Source organism: Patescibacteria group bacterium (assembly GCA_038065255.1).
In the GTDB taxonomy this organism is placed as follows: Bacteria; Patescibacteriota; Patescibacteriia; order JACQRZ01; family JACQRZ01; genus JBBTRI01.
Window position 1 is genome coordinate 28,193 of record JBBTRI010000015.1, and the last position, 15,749, is coordinate 43,941.

The window sequence follows — 15,749 nt, forward strand, 5'->3', positions numbered from 1 at the left end:
CATATCAGCTCGTCATTAGTTGGAGTGGTCTATGTCCTCGACGAGCCGTCCATCGGCCTCCACCAAAAAGATACCGAACAGCTCATTGAAACACTCAAAAGCCTGCGAGATGCGGGCAATACCGTCATTGTTGTCGAACACGACACCAATATCATGCTTGCGGCAGACCTTATTGTGGATATCGGCCCGCGTGCAGGCAAGAACGGCGGACAAATCGTAGCCATGGGCACTCCGGATGAAGTGAAGAAAAATAAACACTCACTCACCGGGAAGTACCTCACCGGCGAACTTGAAATCTATATTCAAAAAAAGAACCGCAAAGGTGCCGGCCAATCAATCGACATCAAGGGTGCATCAGAGTTCAACCTCAAAAACATCGATGTAAGTATTCCTCTTGGAAAACTCGTTGTTGTCACCGGACTGTCCGGATCCGGAAAAAGCACGCTTATTGTTGAAATACTCAGCAAGGCGTTAGCAAAAAAATTCTACCGCGCAAAAGACGAACCTGGAAAGCATAAAGAAATCACCGGCATCGACAATATCGACAAAGTCGTCATCATCGATCAATCGCCGATCGGCCGCACTCCCCGTTCGAACCCTGCAACGTATACCAATATCTTCACGCCGATTCGCGAACTCTTTACCGAGCTGCCGGAATCACGTATCAAGGGATTCAAGCCGGGGCATTTTAGCTTCAATGTAAAAGGCGGGCGCTGCGAAACCTGCCAGGGCGAAGGCATGGTGCGCATTGACATGCGTTTTCTTTCTGATGTGTATGTTGAATGCCGGGATTGCGGAGGCAAGCGGTACAATCGCGAAGCACTCGAAGTCCACTATGAAGGCATGACGATTTCTGACGTTTTAGATATGACTGTTGATGAAGCGCTGCAATTTTTCACCAAACATCAAGTGATCCGCGACAAACTCAAAACACTTTCAGATGTGGGGTTGGGATATATCAAGTTGGGCCAACCGGCAAACACTCTTTCCGGCGGCGAGGCGCAGCGCATCAAACTTGCAACAGAGCTTTCACGCCGCGCAACCGGCAAGACGCTCTATATTCTTGATGAGCCGACAACGGGTTTGCATTTTGAAGATATCAAGTTGCTTCTCAATATCATCAACCAGCTTGTCGACAAAGGAAATACCGTTCTCATCATCGAGCACAATTTGGATATTATCAAAAACGCCGATTGGGTTATTGATCTTGGCCCGGAAGGCGGAGATGGAGGCGGCTACGTGGTAGCCCAAGGAGTCCCTGCTGATATCGCCAAAACTCCTAAGAGCTGGACAGGCAAATACCTCAAAGCTGTGATGAAGTAAATAGCCAACAGACACCTCATCATGCAATGGCACGTCTTTGTCAGTAGCACTCCCAGTCGAGGAAATCCATCCCTGAGGCGTTCAAACCTCAATCCCGCACATATAATTTTTTATTCGCCCAATCTTTCTTGGAGCTATTTCTTACTTTATTGCTAGATAGTTGCTGATAAAATATATGTCTCTGATGTCCTTCGATTCTTTTCGTCTCTGTTTCCACTCTAGTACATGTTTAAGTTTTACGAACGGTAATCCGTTTATTGTATCTGCTGAATTAATTAACCACTCTATATCCCATGCACCAGGACCCCAAGTATAATATAGTTCTACGTGCTTCTTTTTTAGACACTCAATCTCACCGTCTTTCTTTTTGAACACACAAAGAGCCCATTCATCCATGAGTCTATATTCATCCCATACTTGCTTCGTGACAATAATATCAATATCACTACAGACTCTCTTCATTGATCTTACTCCAATCGGCGCACTTCCAAACAAAGCATAAGATCCTGTCTCTAGATTCAGAGATCTTACCTCGTTCATTAATATATCAAATATTATATTATCCATGAGTATTAATATAACTTACCAATTCCATTTTCATTGATTTCTTAGTTTTAAAAACTCCTCTCATATCACTGACTGTCATCTCACCGCCATATTTCAATACTCCCCTCATTTCCTTACAAAGATGTCTCGCTCTTAACACAAAAGCAAGTCCCTTCGGCTTTACTGCACTATTTATTTCATCAGCGACTTCTCGTACGAGTCTCTCTTGTATTTGAAGACGAGCGGCATAATAATCGACAACTCTTGCGATTTTTGACAATCCGATTATTTTTTTATTTGGTATATATGCAAAGTAATATTTGCCGAAAAATGGAACTAAATGATGTTCACAATGAGAAAAAAAATGACCAGTATCGATAATTAACTGATCGTTATTTTGTTCATTCTTATTTTTAAATGTTGTTATAACAGGCTTATGTGTGGGATCATATCCCTTGAAAAATTCTTCCCACATTTTAGCAACTCTCTTGGGAGTATTTTTTAAGTCCTCTCTGTCAGGATCTTCGCCGATGCTTTTAAGTAAGTCGACTATCAACTGTTCTCTTTTTTTTGCTCTAATCATAATTTCTACAAATTATAGTATAGGTTCCTCAATTCCACATCGATCAGGATGACAAACAAAGTGCTTGACATTTCAAAGATAATCTTAAGCTTGTAGAGAAATAGCTTCATGGTATTTCTCTACAGTCTCAATCTTAGCAAATAGATGCTCTGAGTCAATCACATATAACTACAAAAAGAAAGGGGGTGCAATAGTGTTGACATTTTTGTGCATTGATATACTCTAAAAATAGTACATTGAAAAAATGCAAAAAAACCTACAAATCTGTTTTTATGATGTCTCAATATCGCAGGAATTAGCTCATTTGAATGGCCAAATACTAGCTCTTACCGAACTCTATAACCATCACATTCGCGTACGACCCTTCTGGCCCCCTCTCATTCTCTCGCAAGTAGAATATGCGGGGATTGATTTTCATCCCCTTGGAGTTGGTCAGGACGGTTGGAAATTGTGGGTTCAATACTTCTCAACAACATGCCAAATTCTATCAGGTCACACACCATCAAAAGAAGAGATTAAGATTATTCGAGAATTCATTCGGCGACTACCAAATGAGTTCAAGAGAAGGCATGTTGATCATCGCTTTGTGATCTGTTTCGTTAGCTATCTCTTTATTGGGTTCAAAGGACATGTGCAGACTGGTTTTAACCATGATTCGAGCGCAATTGATGCGCTTGTCGAGTTCACGCTATCACTCTATGCGAGCGATCGAGTGCTCTTCACAAGCTTCCTATGTGCGCATCGCGACCCTCAGCCGAAACAAGGAGAGCCGCTCAATCTACTCCAATCATGTATCCCGCCGGAGAAAATCCGACGAGCAGCATCTTTAGTGTTGGCTCTTGCTCATAATGCGTCAGATTCCATCCATGGCAGCGTGATCTTTCTCCAACAGAAGGCGAGTTTTGCTGCGACCTCCTCGATTTTCCCTGAAGTTAGTGTCGAGTATTTCTTAAGCGCTCGCGCGCATGAAATGTTGCAACGACTCACCTATCAGTATGAACTCGTTCAATCAACCTTAAAAAGTCTACCTGGTAAGCGTGTGAGTCCGCATCTTGTTTCACTTGACACATTGACAAAACGGATTGAGCGTTTCTTGCGCGAACGGTATGGTGCAAATTGGCGGTATCGCGATTTTACGGATTGTGCCAACTTTACGGACTGCAGTAATGAAAGTGATCCGATTATTCAGATTGCCATACATATGGCACTGCCTGATATTGCGCGAATGATGCCATTTTTCTCAGGAGATTTTCAACAGCACTTTTTAAGCAAAAAGGCTGAGATCTTGAGGATAAATCGAGAAATGGCTATACATCATAGCAATCTTGAAATGGCATCACGAGTCACGCAGATGATTGAGTGGTTTATGCAACAGCACAGCATGACCATCAGTGCAAAGGCCGTCTATGAAACGACTTTCTATTACTTATGGGGTCGTTATTGTGGCATGTACCATGGCGCTTTCGCAATCGGATTTGATCGTGACCATGATCGATTTCAGCATTTTGCGTGGCAACAAGGGTATAGCTCCGTGGCGATGGATGGGCAGCGGCGTTTAATGATCCCGCTCTATGCCAGACGAAACCCAAAAGGTCTTAAATACGGATCGCTAGCCGACTTGAGTTTTCGTCAATTCTGGAGATATGAGGCATGAAAAATAGTCTATGTTCAATCCCCGGGTTCAGCAATGAAGAACTTAAAATACTCTCAATGCTCACTCGCAAGAGTTGTTTCGAGATCTGCCTTACTGCTGACGACGGCCATATTGGTGGTTCATCTGCCGCAGTAGAATTATTCACTGTTCTTTATTTCGGCGACATACTACGTTTTAATCCGAGAGATCCGAATGACCCGCAGCGAGACCGAGTATTAGTGCGAGGTCATCTTGGCCCCCTTCGATATAAGATTTTTTCATTACTAGGCTGGCTTGACGAAAATGAATTGAGTCATTACCGAAGAATCGGATCTCGCCTGCACGGCCACGAAGATTATCTCGAAACGCCTGGCGTTGATTTGACACCAAGCGGTTCGCTCGGCATGCTCATGTCCTATGGGGTGGGAGCAGCTCTCGGCGCGCGCAATAATGGCGATGATTTTCGTGTGTTTGTTTTTTTGGGAGACGGTGAGGAGCAAGAAGGCATAGTAAGCGAAGCTGCTCGGCACGCAGCCCATCTGAAACTTGACAATATAGTCGGTATTATCGATTGCAATGGCAAACAGCTCTCCAACCCGATTAAAGATACGGATAGCGCATCCCTTGCCACTCTATGGGAGGGGTACGGATGGAATGTCGTGAATCTTAAAGACGGACATGATATTACGTTCCTGCGTGAAGCGTACGAAAAAGCTCTCACTACATCAAATGTAACAGGGCGTCCAACAGTTATTATTGCGAAAACCATAAAGGGTATTGGACTCGAAGGCGCAGCAGAACATTTCAGCGGTTACCACACTATGGGTAGAGTGAAAAATGAGGTTGTTGAACGCGGAATTGCAACTCTTAATGCTTTATTAGATCCTGACTTAGTCGCTGCTGCGTTGAAAAAAATTGAATTAATAAAAGGTCAGGATGACAAACAAACTGGGCATGAGTGGTGTTCTATTCCCCTGACGATTGCGCCGAAAAATTCAACACCAAACCACCCAGATAACTGTCAGCTCGACTATTTCCATGAATTTGGACAATTAGTCAATAGGGGTATATTTGACCGATCTAAACTCTACTTTCTCACAGCTGATGTAACAACGGCCGAGGTTGTTCAAAGGATCGGCCTTGATCGTATTTTCCACTTCTATAATGTAGGGATTCGCGAGCAGCACATGGTGGCAATGGCGCATGGGCTTTCGGTAAGCTATCCTGAAGCACGAATACTGATCAATAGTTTCGACGCATTCACCTATCGTGGGCTCGATCAGCTAAATGCAGCTCTTCAGGGCAATGGCAATATGATCATCATCGGGGATGTGGCAGGAATTACCAATGCCCGCAATGGCAAGACACATCAAACAGTTGGGCATTCGGCTGCGCTTCTTGCTATGGAGGGGCTTACATTCCTCGAACCTTGGGACGCTATTGATACCTTTGCGTGCCTTAACTGGGCATTGGGTGAAAGTAGACGAGTAGTTTATATCCGCATACATAGTTCACGAATCGAAGGTAAGCCAGATGATAAGGTTAAACGAACTCTGACCTACTACACAGTTCGCGACACTGATGGTGATCCTGATTTAGTGATAGTCAGCGCTGGTTTTACAATTGACAGTTGCTTACAAGTTTCTGACCACCTGCGAAAGGATGGGATCCAAGTTCGTGTAATCAATGTAATCAATCCAAATGCGCTTAATGAGGCATTTGGCAGTTTGATTACAAACGGACGACCGTTGTTAACCGTATATAACGGGCATCCACGCATACTGCGGCAAGCTGTCGCTGATGCGCTCCTTCAAGGACATGCTCGCCCTTCAGTTCTCGAGGGCGTCGGCTTCACGATCGGCACAACTGGTACCTTCGAAGAAATACGTGCATGGACCAAGCTCGATGCAGACGGGATCCTTTGCACAGCTAAGCGTCTACTCTAGAGCTTAGAAAATGTATAACACTGGTCGCAAAACATGCGGCCTTTTTTTTTATTAAGAGTATGCTATAAAGATTCTATGCTTAAACACATTATCGAATATTCATTTTCAAAAACGCATGATAAAACATACGTTTTTGTACCCGGCTATTCAGGCGGATTGAACGTTGCAACTATCAGTAAAATAGTTGAATATTTTGTTAAGCAAGGAAAAGGTAATGTTTATGGTGTGTCCATGTCGTACCAATATGACACACAGGACCTATTCGATAATTCTCAAATAAAACTTATCACCGTATTAAAGCATATTGCCACTATTGCCCCGTACACAGATATTATCTTAATTGCAAAGTCGTTAGGAGGATCATTGGCATTGTTTAATTGCAAAAAATTGCCTATTAATAAAATTATTATTCTTGGCTGTTCGATAAAGCTCGGCTGGCCCCAACGAATTTCGCTGTTTAAAACACAGAATCCGACACTCCCTGATTATAAAAGCGAATGGAAGAGCATCCTTGCGTCAATTTCGATTCCAACACTCGTTATGAGTGGTGAGTTTGACGATATTACGGATAATTCCTTTTTATTCCAAGCGACTCAGATTAATCAGAATCTTCGACTCATTGTTGTTGAAAATGCAAATCACAATCTAGAAAATAGTGAGAGTGGCGAGTTGCTCATAGAAACACTAATCAAGAGCATTGAAGATTTTCTGACAGAAAGCCATTCTCATAATGATTCATAGTAATGGCTGCTTGCAGATATTGCAAAAGTAGTCAAAAGCTGGACTGGAGAGTATCTCAAAGCGGTGATGAAGTAATCACTTACGAGTTTGCTGTTCGAAATTCTTGAATCCCACGGCGGGCTTCTTCGAGTTTTTTCAGAAGATCTGATGTAAGCTTTTCGCTGATTGTAAGCGACGAATCATTTAACCGCTGAAAAATACATCAAGTACGGGTTCGTATTTATCTCCTAGCTTCAGGCGGCGGGGAGTGTCTAATACCGACGCAAGATTAAAACCATTATCGGAAAAATCTGCCAATTTGATGTAAAGCACATCTTCTTCTTGAATAGCATGCGCTACGTGCTCTTTATAGTGGCGGTTTTTTTCTGCCTGCGCCGTATCTTTTGGCAACTCGGGATTTGATAATGCGGCAACGATATGAGCAACACGGGATCCATAGATCGCCTTGAGGTACGAAAGCGCATCGCGGCGCGTATCACCAGACACTTCACCTCCCTGGGTCTGTTGTTTTTGTGCCAACAAACCTGCTTGGTCCTCCACAGAATCATGAAGAAGTCCCGCGATAATCAGATCGGGGTCGGTAATGCCATATTCCTCAATAACACGCGTTGCCGCTCTCACAACATGATTAACATAGGGGCATCTGGCCGATCTTTCTGCTTTGCATGCGCCTCTACCGCGAGGATGAGCGCTTGCTGTATCCGTTCCTGCTGCTCGAGTGCAATATCAAGCGCCTCGCTGCTTGGCGATGGCTTCTGTTTTCCTTCGATAAGATTATTCAAGCGTGCGAGTGCTTTGAATGTTCCTGCTTTCTCAAACTTTTCATCGGCAAGCGTGGCACGTAACGATTCTAATCTTGGTTCCTGATTCATATTTTTCTTTTTTGAATAGTTAGAGTATATCACTGTTCTTCTCTTGAGAAAACCATACATATGATTTGCTCGAGAGAAGCGGGATCATGCGATTGTAGTAGGGAACCCTTCCCTGGTACGCGCATTATGTGATCCCATCTTCTCAACCCGTTGTTGCTAGTTGTCGATCATTGCCGGCCGCCCGATGTGGCGGACGAACTCCTGAGCTGCTGCCCTGATCTGGTCGTCATCCTTGATCTTCTCCTCCTCGGGAAGGAGGTTGAAGTCGACCATGGGGGCACGCGTGACGCGGTCCAACGACCGGAACGGCTGCCCGACCTTCCACGCGAGATTGGCGCACTGCCTGGCGATCCTCTTTTCGGAATCCGTGAGATTGTCCGACGCGAGATCGTGGATCGCCTTTTCGTAACCATATTCCGTGACTTCGCCGTTCCGCTGATTGGCGATGAGGCTGGCCGCGGTCTGCACGGCGTAGCTGCCGGCGAGATTCATGGCCACATCGATCGGCTTGTCGACACCGAACTCCTGGTAGGTCGCAGGGTCATTCCCGGTGCCCACATGGTACGCCAGAGCGGCCATGTTGGCGAGTCCGACCGACCCTTCGACCGACTGAATGAGAGTGCTGATGATCTGAAAAACCATTGTGATGAACTCCTCGGAAAAGTCAGGACCCAACTGCAGAGCGCTCTGTAGTTCAAAATCCTATGCCTTCCCATAAAATCGCTCGCTCGAACGGTCTTATGGCAAAGCACTGCTCAACTGCCCCCTTCCAGAGTCAGATGCATCCACTCTCTCCTTTAGATAATGGCCGCATCCGACCGGTTCGATAGATACCGAACCAGTAGAAGGGTTGAGTTTTTGAGTCTGCTCTCATAGAACTATTTTTTTCTATGAAAGCGAGACATTCAAAACGTATACGCTATGACCATAATAGTACCATAAACTTTGTATTATGTCAATGCTACGTGATACACTTTTATATATATTTTATAATTCTTTTTGATAGTAGTATTAAATGCGAGTATTTTATATATACTATTTGTCATTTTATTTTGACATTATAATAATTCTATGCTAGAATAGAGAATAATATTATCCATCCTCTATGGACCCACAATCACTCATCCAGGCAGGACTTACCCCTAAAGAAGCGTTTTTATACCTTAAAATGCTTCAAACCGGTCCCCTGACGGTCGGCAAACTCCTCCACCATGTTCCTTATAAACGCGGTGATCTCTATAATATTCTCCATTCCCTCCGAGATAAGGGTTTGGCGATAGAGGAAGTAAAAGATGGATTACTGACCTATACGCTCACTGACCCTTCAAAACTCGAGGATTTCGTCCGATCCCAAGAAGAACGCCTCGAGCAGAACCGAAAAACAATTTCCTCCCTGATTCCCGAACTTCAATCGCTCTATAACCTCTCGCTTCAGCGGCCCGGTGTACGCTTCTTTGAAGGACGGGAAGGCATCTGGAAAGTACTCGAGGATTCTCTAACTGCAAAAACAGAAATCACTTCGATCACGGATATTGATTCTATTGTAAAACACATAGGCGATCTCAATGAAAAGTATGCAAAAAAACGCGCGCGACTCCATCTCAGAAAGCGTGGACTCGTGCTTGACACCCCCTTTGCACGCAATTATCTCAAGAGTTATTTACGCGAAATTACAGAAACAAAACTCATTGCACCCAATGCCGGAATTCTTTTTGAGTCCATTATGCAGATCTATGATACCAAGGTATCGTATATTACCCTGGCGGAACAAAACATGATCGGCGTCATCATCGAGGATCCAATCATCAATCGCATGCATCGCATGCTCTTTGACCACATCTGGAACACTACGCAGCCGACTGTGTTTGATGCCTCATTGAGTCCGCAACTCGTATGATATGCGTTGAGGGCACGCCTTTGTAATCGTAGTGCTCGGTCACCACAAATCCTAGCTTCTCATATATTTTTGCAGCCGGAGAATCCGGATCGCAATCTGCTTCAATCCTATGAGTAACACCAAGCTTTAGAAGCGATTCCTCCAAAAGCGCAATTCCCAATTTATGATTGTCATAGCGCTCATCAATTACAAATGAACCAAAATACAAACTTCCGTCATCTCGCGTATCAAATCTGCAATAGGCAATAATTTCCCCTTCATGCTTCACGACATAGAGTGCTGTCTCTCCTTTCTCAGTCGCAAGCCGCAATCCCTCCACCAATGCAGTTTTAAATTCTTCCGGATATTTGGTATTTGCATACCGTGATCGATAAATCTCTTCCATTCTCTTCCAGTTATCATCGGCAGCTGCGAAGCGCTTCAGTTCTTCACCGCGAAGAATAGTCATATCTATCCCCTCTATTTCGGACAAGGGCACCTTCAGCCCCGACTCTCTCAATGTTCTAAATGTCAAGGTCAACAATAGTATCTCGGTTGAAGTATTGTTGAGTGATTCACTATTTTCGACATCTCTTCCTTCTAGGCTTGACTCAAGAACATTTTTTGTTTTTTGCAAGAGTCTCTGTATTGTTTTTCGAACAATTTCCTGATCGTCTCTTTCTTTATACTGTGATCGCAGATAATTTGACGCGAAAGATGCAGCATCGGTAATGGTACGAAGAAGCTTAAATATCTTCGTGAGTTGCTCGGGATTATTATGATACTTTTCAAAAACATCTAAAATAGTCTGTGCTGTTGCAGGACTTTCAGCTGCCGTCATAAATGATCGTAAAACATCTGTTCGTAATTCTCCTGACGATTTTAAACATCGGGAAAGCCGCTTAAACATCGCCGTATCTGCTGTTGCCAAAAATCGCAATAAGTGAATTTGTGATGTAATCGGCACTTCGGCAAAAGAAATTCCCAGATCGGCTTCAATGACACTTCTTAAATTTGGTCGATGAAGGTGTTGCAATAGCAATGGAATGTTTTCATCTTTACTGCCAATATACGGATTAAGTTCTGGATCAGACTGTATAGTGTGAAATTGCTTGAAGTTCGCTTGCATCGGACTATACGCGGATTCTTGTAGAGTCTTTTCTGCAGATCTGAAGAGGTCTTTTACTACAGTGTCCATTATCGGTTTAAGTCTTTTTTCAATAAGTATAATGCCGAGCGTGGCATGCTCCTTATTTCCACCGCGTTCTCCTTTCTCATCGAGAAGATCCTTCCACAATGAGAAATAGTGAGTCCATTCTTCCCGCTTCATTGCTGTTGATACTGATCCAAATACATGCGCAAGTTGTTCTGGAGACTGATCTATGATAAATAAAGGGAAAAAACGAAGTATTGTTTGTGATAGCGAATGAGGGAGTGCCATTTCGAGCACTTCACGATTTTGTAGAAGCGCTTCAGCAAACGCAACTGACGGTCCGTGAGGAGTTGGCATCTGAGAAAAATCTACCCGCCCAATATCTTCAGGGATCATGGCATGATCGTAGAGCGCAACAGCATCGGATGCGATACGATGAAGTAATTGCCTATTTTCACTTGGCAGGCGAAGCGGTTGGCGTGGCACTGCAATTTGCTCTCTCAAATGTATATCATCAAAAAACCAGCTTTCTTCAGCACGCTCCACCTGTCTTCCGTATGTGGGATCCCCGTACGACACCGCTTCGTTATATATCTCATCGCTGGTTTTTGAACTTACAAAAAAATTATGGCGTTCATCAATCGCCCCGGCTGCCTCATTGCACGCATACTGAACAAGCTGTTGCGGCAAACGGTTTCGAATACTATTAATAATACCCTTGATACTTTTTTCAGCATCTACAAGAGTATTGTATGCAGTAGTACAGTCGCCCACTGCACTTCTTTGTCGAGCACTCTCAATAATTTCGTCAACAGAGCGGCTGTTAAGCGCTGCTGCTATCTTGCTGATAAGGATTCTACTACTGACTGTTGTGAGTTGATGAATCGCATCGAGCTGTTCAGAGGCAGAAAGCTGTTCAATGACATCAACAATGGAATTACCTATGGTTTCGGGCGCCGCGGCTATGCGTTTTGCTATCTGATCAGTCATTGCATTGCCTACTACCCTCTGAAATTCTTTAATTCGAAGGATCTGTGAGGAAGCAACAAGTGCTTGAGCGGGGGTCAAATGGCGAATCAATGCGCTCCCCATGTCAGAAAAATGATGCGCCATGGCTGTGCGTTCAGTTTCATTATAGGTGTCGCTGGCAAGATTGCGGGAAGCAGTTTCAAAAAAGAACATAATGGCCTGCCTCATCCTGCGCAATGGCCTTCTACTCGCACTACTGCTTAGTGCTGATGCCAACACTGCTTCAACATCAACCTCCTCTCTTTTTAGGAGACGTGAGAGAATATCATTCGTTTGGTCGATAATCCCCTTTTTTTGTTTTACAGAAAGGTCTGCAAATGGTATGCCCATTTCAATTTCGTGTTTCATAGATTTCGTCATTCCACTGTATCATAGAAAAATGCCGTCGCAAACGACTTGCTTTTTTTGTAAAGATGGCTAGGATAAAAAGATAATCACTCTTATATGTACCCCCATCAAAGCATCGAAAAAAAATGGCAGGAGGTTTGGGAAAAGAACAAGGCATTTGAAGTGTCTGAAGATCCGGAGAAGAAAAAATTCTACTGCCTCGACATGTTTCCCTACCCATCGAGCAATGGATTGCACGTCGGACATCCGGAAGGATACACGGCAACGGACATTTATTCGCGCTATTTGCGCATGAACGGCTATAACGTACTCCATCCGATGGGTTGGGATGCATTCGGCCTGCCTGCTGAAAACTTTGCCATTAAACAAGGTGTCCATCCGGCAACGACTACGGCGAAGAATATCGAGAATTTCCGCAAACAAATTAAATCATTCGGTTTTTCCTACGATTGGAGCCGTGAAGTGGATACCTCCTCTCCCGAATATTACAAATGGACTCAATGGATTTTTCTCCAACTCTACAAAAAGGGGCTCGCATACAAACGCAAGGCTCGCGTCAACTGGTGCACATCATGCCAAACAGTCCTTGCAAATGAGCAGGTGGTCAATGCCTCATGCGATCGATGCCATAGCGAAGTTATCCAAAAAGAACTTGAACAATGGTTTCTTAAGGTAACCGACTATGCCGACGAACTTCTCTCGTGCCTCGATACGCTTGATTGGCCCAACTCTATCAAGGCATCGCAACGAAACTGGATTGGCAAAAGCGAAGGGCTTATCTTTTCTGCGCCGGTGAAAGATACAGATATGGCACTCGAAACATTCTCAGCGCATTTCGAAGCATGCTATGCAGATTCATTTGTCGTCATTGCACCCGATCACCCGCTCCTCTCAACACTTCTCGAAGGGGTTCCACGTAAAGATCATATTCTTAACCTAGCACAGCAAATGATAAACGAACGCGCACTTACTCGCGAAGAACGGGAACCTACAGGTATTTTTACAGAAAGGTGGATTATCAACCCTCTTGATGGAAAGGAGCTTCCGATTTGGATTGCGAGTTTTGCACTGGCAGATTATGGTACAGGGATCGTCAAGTGTTCGGCGCACGACCAACGAGATTTTGTTTTTGCAAAAAAATACGGTATCCCTCTGAAAGTGTGCCTTGTGCCGCAAGACCAGACTGAACGAGAACGCGTAGAGCGCTTTGAATATTGTTATTCAGACATGCAGAATGGCATTCTCACCGAACCGGCAGAAGCGGCGGGCAAACAAGGAAGGGAATGCCGACAGTTAATCATTGATCACTGCGAACAAAATGGTTTTGCACAAACCTCAACAACATACAAGCTCCGTGACTGGCTTATTTCCCGCCAACGCTACTGGGGAGCGCCTATCCCGATCCTGTATTGCGATTCGTGTGGTGAACAAGGGGTGCCGGAAATTGATCTGCCGGTTCTTTTGCCAACGGATGTTGATTTCCGCCCCACGGGTGAATCACCTCTTACGCGCTCAAAAGAATTTCATTCCGTGAAATGTCCGTCGTGCGGGGGGTCGGCACGGCGAGAATCGGATACCATGGACACATTTATGTGTTCCAGTTGGTATTACTTGCGTTATACAAGTCCCCGTGAAACAAATCAACCGTTCGACAAAGAAAAAATACAGTATTGGATGCCTGTTGATATGTATGTCGGCGGCGCAGAGCATGCAGTCCTCCACCTCCTCTATGCTCGCTTTATGACCAAGGCTCTGCGTGACTGCGGTTTCCTCTCTTTTGACGAACCGTTTACACGACTTCGAAACCAAGGACTCATCCTTGGTGAAGATGGAGAGAAAATGTCGAAGTCACGGGGCAATGTGATTAATCCGGATGATGTTGTCGGAATGTTCGGCGCAGATACTATCCGCATATATGAAATGTTCATGGGCCCATTCGAAGCGGTAAAACCCTGGAGCACCAATGGCGCAGTTGGCGTACGCAGATTCCTTGAGCGAGTTTGGTATATTTTTGATCAAATTAGAAAACACCCGGATCTCCATACTCATACTTCATCCCACGAATTGCAAAAGGGCGTTCATAAAACAGTAAAAAAAGTGACGGAAGACATTGTAACATTTAATTTTAATACAGCTGTCAGCTCGATGATGATCTGTGTGAATGCACTTCATGATGCCATCCATAAAGAAGAGGTGATCGACAAAGAACTTCAATTAAGGCTTCTTCTTATCTTAGCGCCGTTTGCTCCTCACATCGTTGAAGAATTACTCGAACTCTGCGGCGCTGAACCCATCTCTACCCATACATGGCCAACCTATGATTCCGAATTAGTGAAAGATTCTGTTGTAACCGTTGTGATTCAAGTTGATGGCAGGGTTAGAGATCAAATCGAAGTTGAAGTAGATTGCGCTGAAGATATGCTTAAAGCTCATACATTCGACCGCCCGGCGGTTCAAAAATGGATAGAGGGTAAAGATATCAAAAAGATCATCGTCGTGAAAAATAAATTAGTGAATATCGTCTTGGAGTCTTGACTTTTTTCCTACACTACACTAGAGTGGTGCTATCATGAAGGTCCTCACTTCTAAACAACTGTACATTCAACTTCAGGCGATATCCCCTCTTTCTTCAGCTATTCAACATTCCGTCATCTTAGATTGCTGGCGCGTTGGCCATCATCCTGCCGTCGATCTCATAGGAGACGATCAATACCGGCATTATGAAGGCATTCCTCATGAACTCTCAGAATGGATCCATGAAATTCTTTCTGATTCACAGGACGGTAAACTCATACTAGTATGCGACCTCTTTGCGGAACACAATAGTCCTGCCATTGGCATTGAGTGGAGTATTGAGATGCGAACAAAGGGTGCGATTCTTGGCGCGATGTCATGTCTCATGGTTCTGTTGCGTAACGAAAACCTCAAAGAACTGCTCACTGCTCAGCCTGAACGCTTTGCGATCGTCACGGTACATGATATTGCAGCGACTCTCTATAGTGAGTCAAGTAGCGCACTCAAAGGAATGCAATCACATACCGAATCTCCCCAATCCTCTTGGCCATAAGAGGCTTTTTTTTATAAAAAAGCCCCGAAAAGTGCGGGGCTGTTAGCCGACTTGAAGAGCGACACCATGGGCGATGCGCTCAACAATTTTAGCTTGATACGCAAAGTCATCTTCTGAATCCTGTTGGTAAAAAAGGAGTGAGAGCCCCGGGATCGAAAAGCTTGTTGGCTTCATCTCGCTATCGACCACACCTTCTTTGCGCTGCTGAATATATTCATAGCATGTGGTAAGGATATTCAGATTAATGACGGCTTCTTCAAGGAGGCGAACCAGGCGAGAACAATCAAAGCGCTTTCGCACCGTCTCTGCATAGGGCATTTCGCCTCGAAAAACAAATGCAACTTCATCAAACATGAGGCTTACCCATTCCCCGCAGGGATGCTGTGTTATCACATCAAATACTGCTTCGCATTCTTCTGTTAAGCGTACGGCGACATCTTTGGTAAAACTCATTTTATTGAAATCAACGAGTCCAGCTTCCATGACACAGTACCAAAGATCAAATATCCGATCATCGGCTATATTCCCATCATGAAGTATTTTCGCTATTCCTTCATATGCCTTTTTCCATGCCTCACATGTCAGCGGGTGCTGCGCGCGGGTAGAAAACGGGATGAGTGCATCATTGAGAA

At 44.4% G+C, this 15,749-nt stretch carries 13 protein-coding genes; 7 read left to right on the forward strand and 6 right to left on the reverse strand.

All coding sequences use genetic code 11. The features are described 5' to 3' along the window. The coding region (locus tag AAB400_03930; GenBank protein ID MEK7649031.1) for an excinuclease ABC subunit UvrA at nucleotides 1-1,323 on the forward strand (1,323 nt) is incomplete at its 5' end. A gap of 559 nt (nucleotides 1,324-1,882) precedes the next feature. Here the strand turns inward: AAB400_03930 and folE are convergent. After that, nucleotides 1,883-2,452 carry a GTP cyclohydrolase I FolE gene (gene folE / locus AAB400_03935; GenBank protein MEK7649032.1) on the reverse strand — a complete coding sequence of 190 codons (570 nt, stop codon included), beginning with the start codon at nucleotides 2,450-2,452 and terminating at the stop codon, nucleotides 1,883-1,885. A gap of 304 nt (nucleotides 2,453-2,756) precedes the next feature. Here folE and AAB400_03940 point away from each other — a divergent pair, with 304 nt between their 5' ends. The 3 genes from AAB400_03940 (at nucleotide 2,757) to AAB400_03950 (ending at nucleotide 6,772) form a co-directional block, all read left to right on the forward strand. Further along, a complete protein-coding gene (locus AAB400_03940) occupies nucleotides 2,757-4,106 on the forward strand; it encodes a hypothetical protein (GenBank protein MEK7649033.1) in 1,350 nt (449 codons plus the stop codon). Further along, nucleotides 4,103-6,031, forward strand: a complete 1,929-nt coding sequence (locus AAB400_03945) for a transketolase C-terminal domain-containing protein (protein MEK7649034.1) — start codon at nucleotides 4,103-4,105, stop codon at nucleotides 6,029-6,031. Before AAB400_03940 ends, AAB400_03945 begins: the two co-directional genes overlap by 4 nt. Nucleotides 6,032-6,106: 75 nt before the next feature. After that, nucleotides 6,107-6,772: a hypothetical protein gene (locus AAB400_03950; GenBank protein MEK7649035.1), complete on the forward strand. Its 666-nt coding sequence runs from the start codon at nucleotides 6,107-6,109 to the stop codon at nucleotides 6,770-6,772. Between the two features lie 183 nt (nucleotides 6,773-6,955). Here AAB400_03950 and AAB400_03955 read toward each other — a convergent pair whose 3' ends face one another. From AAB400_03955 to AAB400_03965, 3 genes are all read right to left on the reverse strand, one after another. Further along, nucleotides 6,956-7,393, reverse strand: a complete 438-nt coding sequence (locus tag AAB400_03955; protein MEK7649036.1) for a hypothetical protein — start codon at nucleotides 7,391-7,393, stop codon at nucleotides 6,956-6,958. Continuing rightward, nucleotides 7,390-7,644 carry a hypothetical protein gene (locus AAB400_03960; GenBank protein MEK7649037.1) on the reverse strand — a complete coding sequence of 85 codons (255 nt, stop codon included), beginning with the start codon at nucleotides 7,642-7,644 and terminating at the stop codon, nucleotides 7,390-7,392. The genes AAB400_03955 and AAB400_03960 overlap by 4 nt, the downstream gene beginning before the upstream one ends. 156 nt (nucleotides 7,645-7,800) lie before the next feature. Then, nucleotides 7,801-8,286, reverse strand: coding sequence for a hypothetical protein (locus AAB400_03965; GenBank protein MEK7649038.1), 486 nt, complete (start codon nucleotides 8,284-8,286; stop codon nucleotides 7,801-7,803). Between the two features lie 463 nt (nucleotides 8,287-8,749). Here AAB400_03965 and AAB400_03970 point away from each other — a divergent pair, with 463 nt between their 5' ends. Then, nucleotides 8,750-9,541 carry a helix-turn-helix domain-containing protein gene (locus tag AAB400_03970; GenBank protein ID MEK7649039.1) on the forward strand — a complete coding sequence of 264 codons (792 nt, stop codon included), beginning with the start codon at nucleotides 8,750-8,752 and terminating at the stop codon, nucleotides 9,539-9,541. Here AAB400_03970 and AAB400_03975 read toward each other — a convergent pair. Beyond that, nucleotides 9,492-12,050: a GNAT family N-acetyltransferase gene (locus tag AAB400_03975; GenBank protein ID MEK7649040.1), complete on the reverse strand. Its 2,559-nt coding sequence runs from the start codon at nucleotides 12,048-12,050 to the stop codon at nucleotides 9,492-9,494. The two genes, AAB400_03970 and AAB400_03975, sit on opposite strands and share 50 nt — an antisense overlap. Nucleotides 12,051-12,146: 96 nt before the next feature. Here AAB400_03975 and leuS point away from each other — a divergent pair, with 96 nt between their 5' ends. Both leuS and AAB400_03985 read left to right on the forward strand, forming a co-directional pair. Then, nucleotides 12,147-14,585: a leucine--tRNA ligase gene (gene leuS, locus AAB400_03980; GenBank protein ID MEK7649041.1), complete on the forward strand. Its 2,439-nt coding sequence runs from the start codon at nucleotides 12,147-12,149 to the stop codon at nucleotides 14,583-14,585. A 34-nt stretch (nucleotides 14,586-14,619) separates the two neighbouring features. Then, nucleotides 14,620-15,117 carry a hypothetical protein gene (locus AAB400_03985; GenBank protein MEK7649042.1) on the forward strand — a complete coding sequence of 166 codons (498 nt, stop codon included), beginning with the start codon at nucleotides 14,620-14,622 and terminating at the stop codon, nucleotides 15,115-15,117. 42 nt (nucleotides 15,118-15,159) lie between these two features. Here AAB400_03985 and AAB400_03990 read toward each other — a convergent pair. After that, a partial coding sequence (locus AAB400_03990) for a hypothetical protein (GenBank protein ID MEK7649043.1) occupies nucleotides 15,160-15,749 on the reverse strand: 590 nt, incomplete at its 5' end.